Source organism: Streptomyces inusitatus (genome assembly GCF_014651115.1).
Classification (GTDB): Bacteria; Actinomycetota; Actinomycetes; order Streptomycetales; family Streptomycetaceae; genus Streptomyces; species Streptomyces amakusaensis.
In genome coordinates, this window is sequence record NZ_BMWG01000001.1 from 811138 (window position 1) to 828319 (window position 17182).

Sequence of the window (17182 nt, forward strand, 5' to 3'; positions counted from 1 at the left end):
GAGCCTCCTTACTCGCTATACAGCGTATGGCGATCCTTGTACGGTGTACGAGAAATCTCTCGTACACCGTACAAGGAGCTGGCATGACGGCGACGACCGCCAAGCCCGAATCGGCCCCCACGGGCCGCCATCCGCAGCGCTGGCTGATCCTCGGCGTCATCTGCCTCGCCCAGCTGACCGTGCTGCTCGACAACACCGTCCTCAGCGTCGCCATCCCCTCCCTCAACCGGGAACTCGACGCATCCGCCACCGACATCCAGTGGATGATCAACGCCTACTCGCTGGTCCAGTCCGGTCTGCTGCTCACCGCGGGCAGTGCGGCCGACCGCTACGGACGGAAGAAGCTGCTGCTGGCGGGCCTCGCGCTCTTCGGCATCGGCTCGCTCGCGGCCGGGCTCGCCCAGACCTCGGCCCAGCTGATCGCCGCGCGCGCCGGCATGGGCGTCGGCGGCGCGCTGCTGATGACCACGATCCTCGCGGTCATCGTCCAGATCTTCGACGACACCGAGCGGGTCAAGGCCATCGCCCTCTGGTCGACGGTCAGCTCGCTCGGCTTCGCTGCCGGACCGCTGATCGGCGGGATCATGCTCGACCACTTCTGGTGGGGCTCGATCTTCCTGATCAACATCCCGGTGACGGCGGCCGGGCTGATCGCGGTGTTCCTGCTGGTGCCGGAGTCCAAGAATCCGCAGGGGGAACGGCCGGACCTGGTCGGCGCGGTGCTCTCCACCATCGGTATGACCGCGGTGGTCTACGCGATCATCTCCGGGCCCGAGCACGGCTGGACCTCCGGCCAGGTGCTCGTCTCGGCCGCCATCGGCGCGGTGGTGCTCACCGCCTTCGCCCGGTGGGAGCTGAGCATCCCGTACCCGATGCTGGACATGCACTTCTTCCGGAACCGGCGGTTCGTCGGGGCGGTCGCGGGCTCGATCCTGGTCGCCTTCGGCATGGGCGGCTCGCTCTTCCTGCTGACCCAGCACCTTCAGTTCGTGCTCGGGTACGGACCGCTGGACGCCGGTCTGCGCACCGCGCCGCTCGCGCTGACCATCGTCGCCCTGAACATGACCGGCATCGGACCCCGGCTGCTGCCGAAGTTCGGCACCCCGGTGACGATCGCGATCGGCATGGGACTGGTCTCGGCCGGTCTCGCGGCGATCGCGCTGCTCGGCGGGGAGAGCTACGGAGGGATGTTCCTCGGCCTGGTCGTGATGGGCGCGGGCATCGCGCTCTCGATGCCCGCGATGGCCAACGCGATCATGAGCGCGATCCCCCGCGAGAAGGCCGGCGTCGGGGCCGGGGTGAACGGCACCCTCGCGGAGTTCGGCAACGGCCTCGGCGTCGCGGTGCTCGGAGCCGTACTGAACTCCCGCTTCGCCGCGCTGCTGCCGGGAGTGGCGGGGGCGGCCTCGCTGCCGGCCGCCCTGGCGGCGGCGGACGGCGAGGCGGGACGGGCCGGGGTCTCGGCGGCCTTCGCCACAGGACTGGAGACGAGTCAGCTGGTCGGAGCGGTGGCGGTGCTGGCGGGCGGCCTGCTCGCGGCGGCGCTGCTGTGGCGGGCGGAGAATGAGGAAACCGTCCGGCAGGCGGCATAGCATCGGCCGGGGCGGTACATGATCGGCCGATCCCGGGCGACGGCTTCGCGGCTTCGCCCGGGCCGGCCGTCCGACGGGGCACACCGAGGAGGGTGGCGTGATGGTGAGTGCGGCCGACCGCGCGAAGGGTCCCGCGCGGACCAGCGTCTGGCTGGAGGACAGGGCCGAACGGGGCCGCCGGGCCGCCCAGCCCGCCGGTCTCGACCGCGCGAAGATCGTCGAGGCGACGACCCGGCTGCTGGACGCCGAGGGCGCGGCCAAGTTCTCGATGCGGCGGCTGGCGGCGGAGCTGGAAGTCACCGCCATGTCGCTCTACTGGTACGTCGACACCAAGGACGACCTGCTGGAACTGGCGCTGGACGCCGCCTTCGGGGAGACCTCGCTGCCGGACGCCGACGACCCCGAGCGGTGGCGGGAGCAGCTGCGCGCGCTGGCCGTGGAGTACCGGACGGTGCTGGTGCGCCACCCCTGGATGTCGGGGATGGTCGGCACCTTCCTCAACGTCGGGCCGAACGCGATGGCGTTCTCGATGTCCTTGCAGCGGGTGATGCGGAACACCGGACTGCCCCCGCGCGGACAGACGGGCGGCATTTCGGCGGTCTTCCAGTTCGTCTACGGATTCGGCACGGTCGAGGGCAACTTCCTCACCCACTGCCGGTCGGCGGGGATGACCGAGGACGAGTACATCCGGCAGGCCCTCGGCTCGATGAAGGGGGATCCGAATCTGAAGCGGTACCTCAACAGCTCCTCGGACATCACGGACGCGCGGGGCGGCGACACGGTGGGCGAGGCCCGCCAGCGCGACTTCGACTACGCGTTCGACCTGCTGGTCGCCGGCATCGAGGCGATGGCCGCCCGGGGGTAGCAGACCTCCGGCCGGGACAGACCGGGCCCGGGCTGGGCGCCGCCCGGGCCCGTGGGCCTCAGGCCTTGCCGCTCTTCAGGGGGACCTCCTTGATGAAGAGCGTCACCACACAGGCCACCAGGGCGAACGGCGCGGAGTAGAGGAAGACGTCCGCGACGCCATGGCCGTACGCGCTCTCCAGCACCGCGCGCACCGGCTCGGGGAGCGCCGCCAGGTCGGGGAAGGCGCCGCCGCCGATCTCGCCCGGGGCCGCGCCCCGCGGGCCCAGTTCGGCCAGGCCGTCCTCCGTGTACTGGGTGACCCGGGTGCCGAGTACCGCGCCCAGGGCCGAGACGCCGATCGCGCCGCCGAGGGAGCGGAAGAAGACGACCACGGAGGAGGTCGCGCCCAGATCCTCGGGCGAGACCTGGTTCTGGGTGCACAGGACCAGGTTCTGCATCATCATGCCCAGGCCGAGCCCCATCACGGCCATGTGCACGCCCAGTTGCCAGGTCTCGGTGTCATGGCGGATGGTGCCCAGCAGCCCCAGCCCCACCGTGGTCAGCGCACCGCCGGTGACCAGCCAGCTCTTCCAGCGGCCCGTCCTGGTGATGATCAGGCCGGAGACGGTGGAGGAGAGCACGAGGCCCGCGATCATGGGGATGGTCATCACCCCGGACATCGTCGGCGACAGCCCCCGCGCCAACTGGAAGTACTGGCTGAAGAAGACCGTGCCCGCGAACATCGCGACGCCGACGAAGAGCGAGGCGGCCGAGGCGAGGGTGATGGTCCGGTTGCGGAACAGCCGCAGCGGAATGATCGGTTCGCTCGCCCGCGCCTCGGTGAGCAGGAAGCCCGCGCCGAGCACCACCGCGCCGCCGACCATGGCGGCGGTCTGCCAGGAGGCCCAGGCGTAGTCGTCCCCGGCGAAGGTCACCCAGACCAGCAGCAGCGAGACGGCGGCGCTGATCAGGAACGCGCCCGTCCAGTCGACCTTCACCCGGCGGCGGACCACCGGCAGCTTCAGTGTCTTCTGGAGCACGACCAGCGCGATGAGCGCGAACGGCACCCCGACGTAGAAGCACCAGCGCCAGCCGAGCCAGTCGGTGTCCGTGATCACCCCGCCCAGCAGCGGGCCGCCGACCGTCGCGGCCGCGAAGACGGCCCCCAGATAACCGCTGTATCTGCCCCGCTCCCGGGGGGCGATCATCGCGGCCATGATGACCTGCGAGAGCGCGGTGAGACCGCCGACGCCGATGCCCTGGACCACCCGGCAGGCGATCAGCGTCCCGGTGTTCTGCGCCAGCCCGGCCACCACCGAACCGGCGATGTATATCAGCAGGGCCGACTGCACCAGCAGCTTCTTGCTGAACTGGTCGGCGAGTTTGCCCCAGAGCGGGGTGGTCGCGGTCATCGACAGCAGCGCCGCCGTGACCACCCAGGTGTAGGCGCTCTGTCCGCCGCCGAGATCGCCGATGATCCGGGGCAGGGCGTTGGAGACGATCGTGGACGACAGGATCGCGACGAACATGCCGAGCATCAGCCCGGACAGCGCCTTCATGATCTGCCGATGGGTCATCGACGGGCCGTCGTCGGGGTGGGCGTCCCGCCCGGCCCGGCCGTCGGCGCCCCGCAGACCGGACGGTGTGGTCGTCGCCATGAGTGGTCCTTCTCTTATGTCTTGTCTGTCACGTCGTGTGCTGTGTCGCCGTGTGCCGTGTCGCGGGGATCGAGGGGGAGCGCGCAGTGGTCCCCGAAGGAGTCGCGCAGCCGGGCGAGCATGTCGATCAGCTGTCCGATCTCGTCGTCGGACCAGTCGTGGAGGCGGCGGGCGAAGACGCCCGCGGTACGCCGGTGCAGCTCGGCGATCATGGCCGAGCCCGCCGGGGTGAGCCGCAGGATGCGGGAGCGCCGGTCACCGGGGTCGAGATCGCGCTCGACCCAGCCCGATCCGGCGGCATGGGCCACATGTCTGCTGGTCACCGACATGTCGACGGAGAGCAGCTCGGCGAGCCGGCCCATCCGCATCTCACCGTGCCGGTCCAGCAGGGCGAGCACGGCGGCGGATCCCGAGGGGCACTCGACGGGCAGCAGCCGGGCCAGGCCGCGCCGGAGCGTGCCGATGGCGCTGAGCTGCCGGGCCAGTTCCGCGTACTGAGCCTCTGCGGCCATGGCCGAGCCTCCCCGAGTCCGTCGTTCAGCTCGCCGTCGAGCTTTGTCGTTGCTTTGGGCAACCATAGGATTGTTGGTTGCTGAAGGCAAATGAAAAGGGGGAGGGGTGTTCAGGGCCCCGTGAGGGCTTCGCGTACGGAGGCGGTGGTCCGTGCCCGGGGTTGGGTCCCGCGTACGGGTTCGCTAGGGTCGTGCCCCATGGCACACAACCCCCATGCTCCCCAGGGCCAGCACCCCCAGGGCGGCCAAGACCCTTCCGGCAGCACCCAGATGTTCCGCGCGTTCGTCGACGAGGGCGAGCCGCAGGGCCGTCGTCAGAACGCCTCCGCGCAGTCCGGGCCGAAGCCCGGCGTGATCATCGCGGTCGTCGCGGTGGTCGCGATCCTCGGCGCGGTGGCCTGGCTGGCATTCGCGTAACCGCGTAACCGCGTAACCGCGTAACCGGGCGACCGGGTAATCGGCCGGTCCGGGGCCGCACTTCGGTGCGGCCGCGCCGGCGTCCCGTGCGGCGGGTCGGCGCTCCCGGCCGGGCGCGCCGCCACCGTCGTTCCGCGCTCCACGATGCGTATCGGTCCTCCGCCGCGCGGCGATTGACGTCACATCGGCGCGAAGGCCCCGGTGGCCGGGCGGCGTTCCACCGGGGACCGGTCCTGCGTCAGTCGGAGATCAGACCGTCCCGCAGCTGGGCGAGCGTACGCGTCAGCAGCCGGGAGACATGCATCTGCGAGATGCCGACCTCCTCGCCGATCTGCGACTGGGTCATGTTCGCGAAGAAGCGCAGCATGATGATCTGCCGCTCCCTGGGCGGGAGTTTGGCCAGCAGCGGCTTCAGCGACTCGCGGTACTCCACCCCCTCCAGCGCGGTGTCCTCGTACCCCAGCCGGTCGGCGAGGGAGCCCTCGCCGCCGTCGTCCTCGGGGGACGGGGAGTCCAGCGAGGAGGCGGTGTACGCGTTGCCGACGGCGAGGCCGTCGACGACCTCTTCCTCCGAAACGCCCAGGACGGCGGCGAGTTCGGGCACGGTCGGGGAGCGGTCGAGACGCTGGGCCAGCTCGTCGCTCGCCTTGGTGAGCGCGAGCCGCAGCTCCTGGAGCCGGCGCGGCACCCGCACCGACCACGAGGTGTCACGGAAGAAGCGCTTGATCTCGCCCACGACGGTCGGCATCGCGAACGTGGGGAATTCCACGCCCCGTTCGCAGTCGAACCGGTCGATCGCCTTGATCAGGCCGATCGTGCCGACCTGGACGATGTCCTCCATCGGCTCATTGCGGCTGCGGAAGCGGGCCGCCGCGTACCGCACCAGCGGAAGATTCAGCTCGATCAGAGTGTCGCGCACATAGGTGCGCTCCGGGCTGTCGACGGTCCCGTCGCCGTTCGCCGCGTTCGCCGTGTCCAGCGCGCGCAGCCGCAGGAAGAGTGAACGGGAGAGAGTTCGGGTGTCGATGGCCTCCGAGCTGTCAGGTGTGACAGGTGCGGGGGCGCTCTGCGCGGGCGTGAGCGTGAGCACCTTCGAGCTGCCCTGTTCTACGGACATGCCACCCCCTTGAGGTCGCGTACGGTCGCGGTGGCCGCGACCAACGGGAACGCAGCCTGCACCTGAAATACCGGCCGCAAGGCTGCCGCAAACGCTTCTCCGGCAGAATGTCACATGTCGGCAACACGCCGAAGAGATTTGTCGACACAGCTTCAGGGGATCATCGCAGGAAGCAAGGGGTGCAGGGGTGTTGGTGCCCCTGAAAAACGTTCTGCTTGGGTCTACCCGTTCCGACTACGCTTCGATCCTGTTTGCGGACCGCAATCGGGCGAAGCTGCGGGCAAGGAGCCTTGACACGTGCATCTGCGAAACGCCGAGCTCCTGGCTGATCTGCGACTGCGTCAGATTGCTGTAGTAACGGAGCATCAGAATCCGCTGCTCCCGCTCCGGTAGCTGCACCAGCAGATGCCGTACGAGGTCCCGGTGTTCGACGCCCGCCAGCGCCGGGTCCTCATAGCCGAGCCGGTCGAGCAGCCCCGGCAGCCCGTCGCCCTCCTGGGCCGCCTCCAGCGAGGTCGCGTGGTACGAACGTCCGGCCTCGATGCAGGCGAGCACCTCGTCCTCGCCGATCTTCAGCCGCTCGGCGATCTCGGCGGTCGTCGGGATGCGGCCGTGGGCCGTCGTCAGATCCTCGGTCGCGCCGTTGACCTGCACCCACAGCTCGTGCAGCCGCCGGGGCACATGCACGGTCCGTACGTTGTCACGGAAGTATCGTTTGATCTCGCCGACGACCGTGGGCATCGCGAAGGTCGGGAACTGCACCCCCCGGTCCGGATCGAACCGGTCGATCGCGTTGATCAGGCCGATCGTGCCGACCTGGACGACGTCCTCCATCGGCTCATTGCGGCTGCGGAAGCGGGCCGCCGCGTACCGCACCAGCGGGAGATTCGCCTCGATCAGGGCCCCGCGCACCCTGCTGTGCTCCGGGGTCCCGGGCTCCAGCTGCTTCAGCTCCCCGAAGAGGACCAGGGTGAGGGCGCGGGTGTCCGCCCCCCGCCCGCCGGGCCGGACGGACCCGGCGGCCCCGGCGTCGTCCGGGGCCCCGGTGTCGGTCAGCTCGGCCTCGGCTTCTGTGGTGGTGACGGTGACGGTGGCGGGGGTGGGGGCCGCTGCGGGGGGATCGTTCGCCCGCTCGTTCTGGGGCAGCGCTTCAGGCGCGGTACTGGCCGGCACGTACGCCACCCCTTTGCGGTCATCTACGGTCAAGTCATCAATCAAAAGCGGTCATAGCATCACAAGACATGTCCACTGTGTGCAAGCACCAGATAACACCGTGTTGAAGGCAAGTTGGGGTTTAAACCTCAAGCAGCCCCCCGCCACAAGGGCGGGGGGCTGCTGATGTGCCGTACGGCGCCGGGGACGCGGGCCCCGGCCGGGGCTCAGAACTCGTAGTCGGCGATCACCCAGGTGGCGAACTCGCGCCACCGTCCGGCGGCGGCCTGATGGGCCGGATGCTCGATGTACCTCTTCAGCGCGTCACGGTCGGCCACGGCGGAGTTGATCGCGAAGTCGTAGGCCATGGGCCGGTCGCTGATGTTCCAGGCGCACTCCCAGAACTCCAGCTCGGGCACGAGCCCGTCGAGCTCCTGGAAGGCCTTCGCTCCGGCGGCCACTCGGGGCTCGTCCCGCTCGACGCCCTCGTTGAGCTTGAAGAGAACCAGGTGACGGATCAAGGAACGCTCCTCGGCAGGGGCCGGCGGCGGCGGGGTCCGCCGGGGGCTAGTTGACCAGCTCGGTCATGAAGTCGCCGACGCTCTTGGCGGCGCTGGATATGCCCTCGAAGCCTATCTGGACCAGGTCGGCGGACTTCTCGGGGGAGGTGATGATCGTGTACACCACGAAGATGACGATGATGTAGAGGGCGATCTTCTTCGCTTGTGCCATGCCTCTTCCTCCCCGGTGTTCCCTGTGACTCCGCTGACTCCGCCGTGGCCCCCGGCTCTCCGTCCCGGCCCCGTCCGTGCCGTGATCGTGGAGAGTCGCGGAAGTCTAACCGAGCCTTTAAGGACCAAGGACCCGAGGATCGGGGCCGTTCGCCGTCCAAGTCGGGGCCTTTGAGGGCGCACGATGGAGTCGGGTGCGGGCCCGCGGGGATACGGCAGGAATTCCGCCGGCTCCCGTACCGGCCCCTGTGCGGGGCCCGCCGCATGCTCCCCCCGACTGCGGCAGGGCCCGAGGGCCGGTCCGTCCCACCCCACCGGGGGAAGCGGTCATCCCCCCCGACCGCTTCCCCCGGACCCCTCCTCCTCTCCCCCTTGTCCCTCTGTCCCGGCCGGACGTTCTGAGGCCCCTACCGGTCCTCCGGCAGCAGTCGGAACGCCTTGTGGCCGGTCAGCGGCCGGATCATCCGGAAGTGGCGGTCCGTCGTGAACAGGACCTCCGTGCGGTAGGCCGCCGCCAGCGCGACGTTCATGGCGTCCGTCAGGCCGATGCCCTGCCCTCCGTCCGCGTCCGCGTAGCCCTCGGCGACGGCGATCGCCGAGCTGAGGTGCGCGGCGACGGGCGGCACCTCGAATCTGCGGGTCGCTGTGTTCCGCTCGATGAACCGTGCCGCGGTCAGGGCTTTCCGTGCGCCGCCGCGTGCCGAGATCAGATAGTCCAGCTCGGCGAGCACCATGGGCGAGACGATGAGGTGACTGATGGTCGCCAGCGCTTCCTTGTGGGCCTCGTGTTCCGCGAGACGCGGGTCGAGGAGGCGGTAGAGCGCGTTGGTGTCGGCGATAGCGATCACGATCAGGCCCCCATGCCCTTCAGCACGTCCTCGATCTCGTCGTCGCTGAGATCGGGAAGGCCCAGGTCGGGGAGGTCGATGAGGCCCATGGGGTCGGTCGGATAGGGCGGGACGTCCTCTCCTATGGGCACCACACGCGCGACCGCGATGCCGTTCTTGGTGACAGTGATGGTCTCGCCACGGGCCGCCGCGGCGAGGATCTGTGACGATCTCTGATTGAAATCGCGGGCTGTAGTCTCCATGTAGTACATGTTACTACATGGAGTCTGGGCGGCCCTGTGGCGGCGCCTTGGGCAGACGCAGGACCAAGCGGGCGCCGCCCCCGGAGGCGGCGGGGGCCCGGGCGGTGAGGGTGCCGCCGTGGGCGGTGGCGATGGAGCGGGCGATGGCCAGGCCGAGGCCGGTGCCGCCGTCGTGGCGGGTACGGGCGTCGTCGAGGCGGGTGAAGCGGTCGAAGACGCGTTCGCGGTCCTCGGCCGGGATTCCCGGGCCGTCGTCGGTCACCTCCAGGACCACTTCATGCCCGCCGGCGGTCACGCGGACCCGGACGGCCGCGACCGCGTGGCGGCGCGCGTTCTCCAGGAGGTTGGCCAGCAGCCGCGTCAGCTGGGCGGCGTTGCCGAGTACGGGTGCGGGGCCCAGGGCGTCGATGTCCGCGGGCGGGGTGATCCCCGGCCGGCGGGCCAGGTCGTGGGTGAGGAGGGTGAGGTCGACCTGTCGGTGGTGCGGTTCGCGGTGGGCGTCCAGACGGGCCAGGAGCAGGAGGTCGCCGACGAGGGTCTGGAGGCGGCCGGTGTCTTCGAGGGCCTCGGCGGCGACCTCGGGCCAGTCCGCGCCGTCGGGGCGGGCGAGGGCGAGTTCGAGGCGGGTGCGCAGGACGGTGAGCGGCCCGCGCAGTTCGTGGGAGACGTCGCCGGTGAAGACGCGCAGTCGGGTGACGGCGCGGTCCAGGCGGTCCAGGGTGTTGTTGAGGGTGGTGGCCAGACGGGAGATCTCGTCCCGTGCGGGTGGGACCGGCAGACGGCGGTGCAGATCGTTGGCGGTGATCTCGGCGGCCTCCCGGCGCACCGCCTCGACCGGGGCCAGCGCCCGGCCCACCGCCACCCAGGTCAGCGCCGCTCCGAGCAGCACGATCAGCAGCACACCGGTCGCCACGAGCACGAGCACACCGCGCAGGGTGTCCTCGGCGGCGGTGAGGTCGACCACGCTCCGGGCACGGTAGCGGCCGTCGGCCGAGAACGAGGACACCTTGGGCCCCTCGGCGGCCCTCTCCGCGGACCTCGTCTCCAGGGACGGCCCGGAGGCGGCCTCCGACACGGGGACCACCTCGACTTCGGCCCCGTTCACCTCGACGCTGTCGCCGATGCCGCTCTTTCCCGCCCGCTCCATGAGCGTCACCGCCAGATCGGCCTGCCGCTGAGAGGCGTCCCGGGCCGACTGCCACAGATCGCCGCGTACGGTGCCGAGCAGAACGGTCGCCCCCGCCGTCAGTGCGACGGCCAGCACCGCGGCCACGGCGAGAGTCATCCGTCCCCGCACCGTGGCCGGCCGTACGCGGAGTGGGAACCGGCGGCGCGCGGGCGCGGGCACCGGGCCCTCAGCTCTCGGAGGACAGCCGGTAGCCGGCACCCCGGACGGTGCGGATGCTTCTGCGCCCGAACGGCGCGTCGATTTTCCGGCGGAGCGCACTGACGTACACCTCCACGATGTTCAAGTCGCCCTCGTAGTACTCGTCCCACACGCGTTCGGCGATGTCGGTCTTGGTGACGATCTCGTCGGCCCGCTCGGCCAGACAGGCCAGCACCGCGAACTCCTTGGCCGTCAGGACGACTTCGTCCCGGCCGCGCCAGCAGCGCAGCGACACCGGCTCGACGCGCAGATCCCCCACCTGGAGCACCGCCGTGGCGCGGCGGCCGGAACGGCGGACGAGGGCCTTGAGGCGGGCGGTGAGCACGACGAAGGAGAACGGCTTGGCCAGATAGTCGTCCGCCCCCGTCTCCAGCCCCTCGGCCACGTCGTACTCCCCGTCCTTGGCGGTGAGCATCAGCACCGGGGTGGCGCTGCCCGCCGCGCGCAGCCCGGCGCAGACGGCGTAGCCGTTCAGGCCCGGCAGCATCACATCCAGCACGATCACGTCGTACTTCCCCGACAGCGCGCGCCGCAGCCCCCGGCGTCCGTCGGCGACCCAGTCCACCTCGAAGCCTTCACCGGCCAGCCCCTGGCGCAGCAGACCCGCCAGCCGTGCGTCGTCCTCCACCATCAGCATGCGCATGTTGTGCAGCCTGCCTCAACGGAGGGGCGACCGGCAGCCCGTGCTGAAGCCCGCTTCAGGATTTCAGTGTGGCCTCAGCGGCCCCCTGCCACGGTTCACCCATCGCCACCGCGGATCGAGCGGTGACCGGACCGGAAGGACATCCTGTGCGTCAGTCCAAGACTCTCAAGCGTGCCGCCATCGTCGGCGCCACCGCTCTGCTGGGCGTCAGCGCCGCCATCGGGGCTGCCCAGGCGAACGGTGCCGACAGCTCCGACACCTCCGAGCCCAAGTCCGCGACCACCGTTCAGCACCCGGACAAGGGCGTGGGCCCCTCCACCGAGTCTGTCGACAAGGACCCGGGCTGGGACCCGGGCAAGGCCGCGGACCGTCCCGGCAAGGTGACCAGCAAGCACGCGTTCGGCGACGCGTCGGCTTTCTGCTTCGTGCCTGCCGACGGTGAGCTGCCGACCGGAGCGGCCCTGCCGTCCGGCGGCGCCGACGGCAAGCCGGAGATCTGCTTCGAGTCCGCCGAGGACGACAAGCCCGGCGACCCCTTCGAGCCCGCCGGGCCCGGCGCGTTCGAACAGAAGAAGTAGACCGGTCCGGAATCACGCCCCCCACAGACAGGGCCGTCCCGCTCGCCAGGCGGGACGGCCCTGTTCCGGGTTTCCGGACGCCGAAGGAGTACGCAAAACACCCCCTGATCGCGTTTCCGCGGATCAGGGGGTGTGAGAAGCGGTAGCGGAGGGATTTGAACCCTCGGTGAGTTTCCCCACACTCGCTTTCGAGGCGAGCTCCTTCGGCCGCTCGGACACGCTACCGGGAGAGAGCTTAGCCCACAGTGGGCCGTGAGCCGAAATCGGTTGATGGATGAGGTGTTTTCGCAGGTGGGGAGGGTGGGGGGCGACGAGGGGGCGGTCAGGGGCGGTCAGCGGGTGCGGAAGAAGTCGGTGAGGAGCTTCGCGCACTCGGGTTCCAGGACGCCCTGGACGACCTCGGGGCGGTGGTTGAGCCTGCGGTCGCGGACGACGTCCCAGAGGGAGCCGGCCGCGCCGGCCTTCTCGTCGCGGGCGCCGTAGATGACGCGGTCGAGGCGGGACTGGGTGATCGCACCGGCGCACATGGTGCAGGGTTCGAGGGTCACGACCAGGGTGCAGCCGGACAGCCGCCAGCCGCCGAGGTGCTCGGCGGCGCGGCGGATCGCCAGTACCTCGGCGTGGGCCGTGGGGTCGCCGGTCAGTTCGCGTTCGTTGTGGCCGAAGGAGAGCGGGACGCCGTCGGGGTCCAGCACGACGGCGCCGACCGGCACATCGCCGGAGAGCGCCGCGTGTCCGGCCTCCGCGAGGGCGAGACGCATCGGCGTCTCCCACGGGTCTCGTACGGGGTCTCCTGTCAGGGTGGCCTCTTCCGTCACTAGCGGACGGTCTCCAGCACCTCGGCCGCGCCCAGGGCGTCGGCGATCTCCGGCAGTGCGTCGGTGTTCAGGGTCAGCAGCTCCTTCTCCGAGAGGCCGAGGTCGGCGAGGATGCCGCGGTCGCCCAGCGGCGCGGCCGGCACCGCCTCGGCGGCGGGGTCCGTGTCGTCGTCATGGTCATTGTCGTGCGCGGACGGCTCTCCGTCCTCGGTGCCGTCGAGGTCCAGCGCGTCCAGTTCGTCGGACGGGTCGTCGGCGTCCCGGCCGAGCAGTTCATTGGTGAGGATCTCCCCGTACGAGGAGCGCGCGGCGGCTGCCGCGTCGGAGACGAAGATACGAGGATCCTCCTCGCCCTCCACCCGGACGAGTCCGAACCAGGAATCCTCCTGCTCGATGAAGAGGATCACCGTGTCCTCGTCCAGCGAGGCCGCGCGGGCCAGATCGGACAGATCGGACAGGGTCTCCACATCGTCGAACTCCGTGTCGCTCGCTTCCCACCCGTCTTGAGTGCGCGCGAGCAGTGCGGCGAAGTACACCGTGACTCTCCCACTGATCAGAGGTGTGACGACTGGGCGGTGCGCTGATGTGTGCCTCGCCCACTCGGAATCGTGGCAGAAACCGGGGCTTTGCGAGAGGTCTTCCGTCGTTGCGTCGGCCATCAGTTCTCATCCGGTCCCATCCGGAGGTTTCACGTGGAACCAGGGAACCGGCGCGGAAGCCGCTGCGGGACCGGTGTGGAACCAGTGCGGGAGCCGGTGTCGGGGGCACCGGACGGGCTACCAGCGGAAGGTGCGCATCCGCATCTGCTGGCGCATCCGGGCCGCCCTGGCCCGCCGGGGCTGGACGCGGTCCCGCAGGGCCTTCGCCTCGTTCAGCTCTCGGAGGAACTGGGCGCGTCGCCGTCTGCGCTCGGAGTTCGACTCCGGATCGGTCTCGTGCTCATTCTCCGGCTCTGTCTCCGGGCTTTTCCGGGCGTGCTCCACGGCGCGCTCCACGGCGCGTTGCCCGCGCTCGCACCCGTGCTCGTGCTCATGTTCGGGATACTCCGGTTCCGGCATCGGCCACACCACTCCACGGCTGGACGTCTGCCTCCACCTTCCCTCCGGAAGGTTCCTTGATGCGAGCCGGGCTACTGTTGACGTCATGCGGATCCATGTCGTCGACCACCCGCTGGTGGCGCACAAACTCACCACGCTGCGCGATCGGCGCACCGACTCCCCCACCTTCCGGCGGCTCGCCGACGAGCTGGTCACGCTCCTCGCGTACGAGGCGACCAGGGACGTGCGCACCGAGCTGGTGGACATCGAGACCCCGGTGGTCCGGACGACCGGTGTGAAGCTGTCGCACCCGCGCCCGCTGGTGGTGCCGATCCTCCGGGCCGGGCTCGGGATGCTCGACGGGATGGTGCGGCTGCTGCCCACCGCCGAGGTCGGCTTCCTCGGGATGATCCGCAATGAGGAGACGCTGGAGGCGTCGACCTATGCCACGCGGATGCCGGAGGACCTTTCCGGGCGTCAGGTGTATGTCCTGGACCCGATGCTGGCGACCGGCGGGACGCTGGTAGCGGCGATCCGTGAGCTGATCAAGCGCGGTGCGGACGATGTGACGGCCGTGGTGCTGCTGGCCGCCCCCGAGGGCGTCGAGGTCATGGAGCGCGAGCTGGCGGGGACGCCGGTGACCGTGGTGACAGCCGCGGTGGACGAGCGGCTGAACGAGCAGGGGTACATCGTGCCCGGGCTCGGTGACGCCGGTGACCGGATGTACGGCAGCGCGGAGTAGCGGAGCGGTCGCGCGGCTCAGGATGTGGAGAAGCCCCGGGTCCCCTGGACCCGGGGCTTCTCCGTGCTCCGGGGACCCGGGGCCGCCGGGCGCCCGCTCAGCACTTGGGCTTCGGCCCCGGCGCGGGGTTGGCGAGAGCGGTGAGGGCGCGGTCGGCCGCGGGCTTGGGGGACAGCTTGGTGAAGGCCGTGCCGAGGATCAGGTCGACGTCCTTGGTCTTGCGGGCGTCGGTCTTGTTGGTGGTGCCCTTGAGCTGGGTGCCGAGGAGAAGGAAGGGGCCCTTGACGGCCGTCGGGGAGCCCAGCAGCACACCCGTGTTCTTGATTTTCTTGTCGAAGGCGGCGGGGGCGTTGCCCACCTTGCCGATGGTGAAGCCGCGCTTCTTCAGCTCGTCGGCGGCGGCCTTGGCGAGACCGCTGCGAGGGGTGGCGTTGTAGACGTTCACGGTGACCTGGGCCGGTCTGAGCCGCAGCGGCGGCGCGGCGGACTCCTTGGGAGCCGGCTTGCAGTCCTCGCCGCGGGCCGCCGCGGCGGCCTTCTTGCCGTCGTCCGTGAAGACGTCGATGAGCTGTAGCGTCCCCCAGCCGGCCACTCCGAGAACGACCCCTGCGGCGACCAGCGCCGTGATGATCCTGCGGCGCTTGCGCGGGCGTCGCATCCGCGGGTACGTCTCGCCCGTGACGCGGTACTTTCCACCCATGCCGGGAGGAGTCAGCATGCTCATGGGCGCAGCGTAATGCGGCCCGGGGGCCATTCGTACAAGATGATCGACTGACTGGGTCCGTACGGCCTCCGAAAGGCCCCGAACGGGTCAGTGTCAGCCCAGTTCGAGGACCCGTGCGTGCAGGACCTGCCGCTGCTGGAGCGCGGCGCGCACCGCGCGGTGCAGGCCGTCCTCCAGATAGAGGTCGCCCTGCCACTTCACGACATGGGCGAAGAGGTCGCCGTAGAAGGTGGAGTCCTCGGCGAGGAGGGTCTCCAGATCGAGCTGGCCCTTGGTGGTCACCAGCTGATCGAGGCGGACCGGGCGCGGCGCGACGTCCGCCCACTGCCGGGTGCTTTCCCGGCCATGGTCGGGGTAAGGCCGTCCGTTTCCGATGCGCTTGAAGATCACACGGAAAGCCTACCGGGCGAGCGCCTCCGGGCGCAGCCACGGCGGCCGAGTGCGATCCTGGGCAAAACTCCTCAGATACGGAGAATCGGGGGCCTCATGGTCGAGAGCGTGCCGCCGCCCGCGCGGGAAATCGCCTCCGGGTACGCCCTCACGGGAGCGGCGATCGAGCTGGGCGCGCTTCTGTGGGAGGGGCGGTGTCTGCCCGAGGCCCCGATCCGTATCCCGCTGTCGATGCTCAACCGGCACGGACTGGTGGCCGGGGCGACCGGGACGGGCAAGACGAAGACGCTCCAGCTGATCGCCGAGCAGCTCTCCGCCAACGGTGTGCCGGTCTTTCTCGCGGACATCAAGGGGGACGTCTCCGGCATCTCCGCCCCCGGGCAGCCGGGCGAGCGGGTGGGCGAACGAGCCGCGCAGGTCGGACAGGAGTGGGAGGCGCGGGGGTTCCCCGCCGAGTTCTACGGGCTCGGCGGCATCGGCCCGGGGATCCCGGTCCGGGCGACGGTGACCGGCTTCGGTCCCGTACTGCTCTCCAAGGTGCTCGGGCTCAACCCGACGCAGGAGCAGTCGCTCGGGCTGATCTTCCACTACGCCGACGCCAAGGGGCTCGAACTGGTGGATCTGAAGGATCTGCGGGCGGTGGTCGCGTTTCTGACCTCGCCCGAGGGGAGGGCCGAACTCAAGGACATCGGCGGGCTGTCCGCCGCCACGGCCGGGGTGATCCTGCGGTCGGTGACCGCGTTCGAGCAGCAGGGTGCGGGGGGTTTCTTCGGGGAGCCGGAGTTCGACACCTCGGAGCTGCTGCGGACCGCGCCGGACGGGAGCGGGCTGGTCTCCGTGCTGGAACTGGCGGCGGTGCAGGGCAAGCCGCAGCTGTTCTCGACGTTTCTGATGTGGCTGCTGGCGGACCTCTTCCACGAGCTGCCGGAGGCGGGGGACCTGGCCAAGCCCAAGCTGGTCTTCTTCCTGGACGAGGCGCATCTGCTGTTCACGGGCGCGAGCAAGGCGTTTCTGGAGGCGATCACCCAGACCGTGCGGCTGATTCGCTCGAAAGGGGTCGGGGTGTTCTTCGTGACCCAGACGCCCAAGGACGTGCCCTCCGATGTGCTGGCCCAGCTCGGCAACCGGGTGCAGCACGCGCTGCGGGCGTTCACCCCGGAGGACGCCAAGGCGCTGAAGGCGACGGTCCGTACGTTCCCGAACTCGGCGTACGACCTGGAGGAGGTGCTCACCGGGCTCGGCACCGGCGAGGCGGTGATCACCGTACTGAGCGAGTCGGGCGCTCCGACCCCGGTGGCGGCCACCCGGCTGCGGGCCCCGCAGTCGCTGATGGGGCCGGTGGACGCGGCGGCGCTGGACGCGGCGGTGCGGGAGTCACCGCTGTACGAGCGCTACGCGCGGGCGGTGGACCGGGAGTCGGCGTTCGAGAAGCTGGCGGCGAAGGCCGAACGGGCGGAGCCGGAACAGGAGAAAGCACCGGAGCCAAAAGCGCGGGGCGGTGACCGGGACGACGGTTCGCTGGTCGAGCAGGTGGTGGGCAGCGGGGTCTTCCGCTCGCTGGCGCGCTCGGTCGGCACCCAGATCGGCCGCGAGATCACCCGCTCCCTCTTCGGCACCGCCCGCCGGCGGCGCTAGACGTCCCGGCCGGCGGGCCCGTGCCTCTGTGGGACGGGACCGGCGGCCCCCGGGCGGGGGGGCGGCTGCTCGACTTCCCGGTGGCGGCCCCGTGGCCCCCGTGGAGGGCCCCG

General features: G+C 70.5%; 20 protein-coding genes, 1 tRNA gene and 1 pseudogene. 6 read left to right on the top strand and 16 right to left on the bottom strand.

Translation table 11 applies throughout. From position 1 onward, the window contains the following. Positions 1–83 precede the first annotated feature (83 nt). Both IE247_RS03610 and IE247_RS03615 read left to right on the top strand, forming a co-directional pair. Positions 84–1592 carry an MFS transporter gene (locus IE247_RS03610; protein ID WP_190121335.1) on the top strand — a complete coding sequence of 503 codons (1509 nt, stop codon included), beginning with the start codon at positions 84–86 and terminating at the stop codon, positions 1590–1592. A 100-nt stretch (positions 1593–1692) separates the two neighbouring features. Beyond that, positions 1693–2457, top strand: coding sequence for a TetR/AcrR family transcriptional regulator (locus tag IE247_RS03615; RefSeq protein WP_190121428.1), 765 nt, complete (start codon positions 1693–1695; stop codon positions 2455–2457). 70 nt (positions 2458–2527) lie between these two features. Here IE247_RS03615 and IE247_RS03620 read toward each other — a convergent pair. Together IE247_RS03620 and IE247_RS03625 are read right to left on the bottom strand one after the other, a co-directional pair. After that, positions 2528–4015: pseudogene (locus IE247_RS03620) on the bottom strand (MDR family MFS transporter); the annotation flags it as partial. A 95-nt stretch (positions 4016–4110) separates the two neighbouring features. Beyond that, positions 4111–4608, bottom strand: coding sequence for a MarR family winged helix-turn-helix transcriptional regulator (locus tag IE247_RS03625; protein ID WP_190121337.1), 498 nt, complete (start codon positions 4606–4608; stop codon positions 4111–4113). Between the two features lie 198 nt (positions 4609–4806). Here IE247_RS03625 and IE247_RS03630 point away from each other — a divergent pair, with 198 nt between their 5' ends. Continuing rightward, complete coding sequence (locus tag IE247_RS03630; RefSeq protein WP_190121338.1) at positions 4807–5025, top strand: hypothetical protein; 219 nt, start codon at positions 4807–4809, stop codon at positions 5023–5025. 238 nt (positions 5026–5263) lie between these two features. Here the strand turns inward: IE247_RS03630 and IE247_RS03635 are convergent, their stop codons facing one another. The 8 genes from IE247_RS03635 to IE247_RS03670 form a co-directional block, all read right to left on the bottom strand. Then, positions 5264–6142: an RNA polymerase sigma factor SigF gene (locus IE247_RS03635; RefSeq protein WP_190121339.1), complete on the bottom strand. Its 879-nt coding sequence runs from the start codon at positions 6140–6142 to the stop codon at positions 5264–5266. A gap of 234 nt (positions 6143–6376) precedes the next feature. After that, on the bottom strand, positions 6377–7315 hold the full coding sequence (locus IE247_RS03640) for an RNA polymerase sigma factor SigF (RefSeq protein WP_190121429.1): 939 nt from the start codon (positions 7313–7315) through the stop codon (positions 6377–6379). Between the two features lie 206 nt (positions 7316–7521). After that, positions 7522–7815: a Dabb family protein gene (locus tag IE247_RS03645; RefSeq protein ID WP_190121340.1), complete on the bottom strand. Its 294-nt coding sequence runs from the start codon at positions 7813–7815 to the stop codon at positions 7522–7524. A gap of 46 nt (positions 7816–7861) precedes the next feature. After that, positions 7862–8026, bottom strand: coding sequence for a hypothetical protein (locus tag IE247_RS03650; RefSeq protein ID WP_190121341.1), 165 nt, complete (start codon positions 8024–8026; stop codon positions 7862–7864). Between the two features lie 406 nt (positions 8027–8432). After that, on the bottom strand, positions 8433–8879 hold the full coding sequence (locus tag IE247_RS03655; RefSeq protein ID WP_190121430.1) for a PIN domain-containing protein: 447 nt from the start codon (positions 8877–8879) through the stop codon (positions 8433–8435). After that, a complete protein-coding gene (locus IE247_RS03660; protein ID WP_190121342.1) occupies positions 8876–9115 on the bottom strand; it encodes a type II toxin-antitoxin system Phd/YefM family antitoxin in 240 nt (79 codons plus the stop codon). The genes IE247_RS03655 and IE247_RS03660 overlap by 4 nt, the downstream gene beginning before the upstream one ends. Before the next feature lie 13 nt (positions 9116–9128). Continuing rightward, positions 9129–10400: an ATP-binding protein gene (locus IE247_RS03665; RefSeq protein WP_190121343.1), complete on the bottom strand. Its 1272-nt coding sequence runs from the start codon at positions 10398–10400 to the stop codon at positions 9129–9131. Between the two features lie 70 nt (positions 10401–10470). Then, a complete protein-coding gene (locus tag IE247_RS03670) occupies positions 10471–11145 on the bottom strand; it encodes a response regulator transcription factor (protein WP_190121344.1) in 675 nt (224 codons plus the stop codon). A 146-nt stretch (positions 11146–11291) separates the two neighbouring features. Between IE247_RS03670 and IE247_RS03675 the strand changes: the two genes are divergently transcribed. Then, on the top strand, positions 11292–11723 hold the full coding sequence (locus IE247_RS03675; RefSeq protein WP_190121345.1) for a hypothetical protein: 432 nt from the start codon (positions 11292–11294) through the stop codon (positions 11721–11723). 140 nt (positions 11724–11863) lie between these two features. On the opposite strand, the gene IE247_RS03680 is transcribed toward IE247_RS03675, so the two are convergent. The 4 genes from IE247_RS03680 to IE247_RS03695 form a co-directional block, all read right to left on the bottom strand. After that, positions 11864–11948 (bottom strand) — tRNA-Ser (locus tag IE247_RS03680). 107 nt (positions 11949–12055) lie between these two features. Next, positions 12056–12484 (bottom strand): tRNA adenosine(34) deaminase TadA, encoded by a 429-nt coding sequence (tadA, locus tag IE247_RS03685; protein ID WP_190121346.1) that lies wholly within the window; start codon positions 12482–12484, stop codon positions 12056–12058. A gap of 56 nt (positions 12485–12540) precedes the next feature. Next, the gene (locus IE247_RS03690) at positions 12541–13077 is read right to left on the bottom strand and encodes a tRNA adenosine deaminase-associated protein (protein ID WP_190121347.1); all 537 of its coding nucleotides are present in this window, start codon (positions 13075–13077) and stop codon (positions 12541–12543) included. 240 nt (positions 13078–13317) lie between these two features. Then, positions 13318–13599, bottom strand: coding sequence for a hypothetical protein (locus IE247_RS03695; RefSeq protein WP_229868527.1), 282 nt, complete (start codon positions 13597–13599; stop codon positions 13318–13320). A gap of 85 nt (positions 13600–13684) precedes the next feature. Between IE247_RS03695 and upp the strand changes: the two genes are divergently transcribed. Further along, positions 13685–14320 carry a uracil phosphoribosyltransferase gene (gene upp, locus IE247_RS03700; protein ID WP_190121348.1) on the top strand — a complete coding sequence of 212 codons (636 nt, stop codon included), beginning with the start codon at positions 13685–13687 and terminating at the stop codon, positions 14318–14320. Positions 14321–14417: 97 nt separating this feature from the next. On the opposite strand, the gene IE247_RS03705 is transcribed toward upp, so the two are convergent. Together IE247_RS03705 and IE247_RS03710 are read right to left on the bottom strand one after the other, a co-directional pair. Continuing rightward, positions 14418–15044: a LytR C-terminal domain-containing protein gene (locus IE247_RS03705; RefSeq protein ID WP_229868530.1), complete on the bottom strand. Its 627-nt coding sequence runs from the start codon at positions 15042–15044 to the stop codon at positions 14418–14420. A 93-nt stretch (positions 15045–15137) separates the two neighbouring features. Continuing rightward, on the bottom strand, positions 15138–15434 hold the full coding sequence (locus IE247_RS03710) for a type II toxin-antitoxin system VapB family antitoxin (RefSeq protein WP_003955420.1): 297 nt from the start codon (positions 15432–15434) through the stop codon (positions 15138–15140). 96 nt (positions 15435–15530) lie between these two features. On the opposite strand from IE247_RS03710, the gene IE247_RS03715 reads away from it, so the two are divergent. Then, positions 15531–17069 (top strand): helicase HerA-like domain-containing protein, encoded by a 1539-nt coding sequence (locus tag IE247_RS03715; RefSeq protein WP_190121349.1) that lies wholly within the window; start codon positions 15531–15533, stop codon positions 17067–17069. Positions 17070–17182: the final 113 nt, after the last annotated feature.

Coding starts and splice junctions, on each gene's coding strand:
- tadA (WP_190121346.1), bottom strand. CDS start 12,484: ATGCGTCTCGCCCTCGCGGAGGCCGGACACGCGGCGCTCTCCGGCGAT.
- IE247_RS03635 (WP_190121339.1), bottom strand. CDS start 6,142: ATGTCCGTAGAACAGGGCAGCTCGAAGGTGCTCACGCTCACGCCCGCG.
- IE247_RS03650 (WP_190121341.1), bottom strand. CDS start 8,026: ATGGCACAAGCGAAGAAGATCGCCCTCTACATCATCGTCATCTTCGTG.
- IE247_RS03715 (WP_190121349.1), top strand. CDS start 15,531: ATGGTCGAGAGCGTGCCGCCGCCCGCGCGGGAAATCGCCTCCGGGTAC.
- IE247_RS03630 (WP_190121338.1), top strand. CDS start 4,807: ATGGCACACAACCCCCATGCTCCCCAGGGCCAGCACCCCCAGGGCGGC.
- IE247_RS03660 (WP_190121342.1), bottom strand. CDS start 9,115: ATGGAGACTACAGCCCGCGATTTCAATCAGAGATCGTCACAGATCCTC.
- upp (WP_190121348.1), top strand. CDS start 13,685: ATGCGGATCCATGTCGTCGACCACCCGCTGGTGGCGCACAAACTCACC.
- IE247_RS03625 (WP_190121337.1), bottom strand. CDS start 4,608: ATGGCCGCAGAGGCTCAGTACGCGGAACTGGCCCGGCAGCTCAGCGCC.
- IE247_RS03610 (WP_190121335.1), top strand. CDS start 84: ATGACGGCGACGACCGCCAAGCCCGAATCGGCCCCCACGGGCCGCCAT.
- IE247_RS03705 (WP_229868530.1), bottom strand. CDS start 15,044: ATGAGCATGCTGACTCCTCCCGGCATGGGTGGAAAGTACCGCGTCACG.
- IE247_RS03615 (WP_190121428.1), top strand. CDS start 1,693: ATGGTGAGTGCGGCCGACCGCGCGAAGGGTCCCGCGCGGACCAGCGTC.
- IE247_RS03670 (WP_190121344.1), bottom strand. CDS start 11,145: ATGCGCATGCTGATGGTGGAGGACGACGCACGGCTGGCGGGTCTGCTG.
- IE247_RS03665 (WP_190121343.1), bottom strand. CDS start 10,400: ATGACTCTCGCCGTGGCCGCGGTGCTGGCCGTCGCACTGACGGCGGGG.
- IE247_RS03695 (WP_229868527.1), bottom strand. CDS start 13,599: ATGCCGGAACCGGAGTATCCCGAACATGAGCACGAGCACGGGTGCGAG.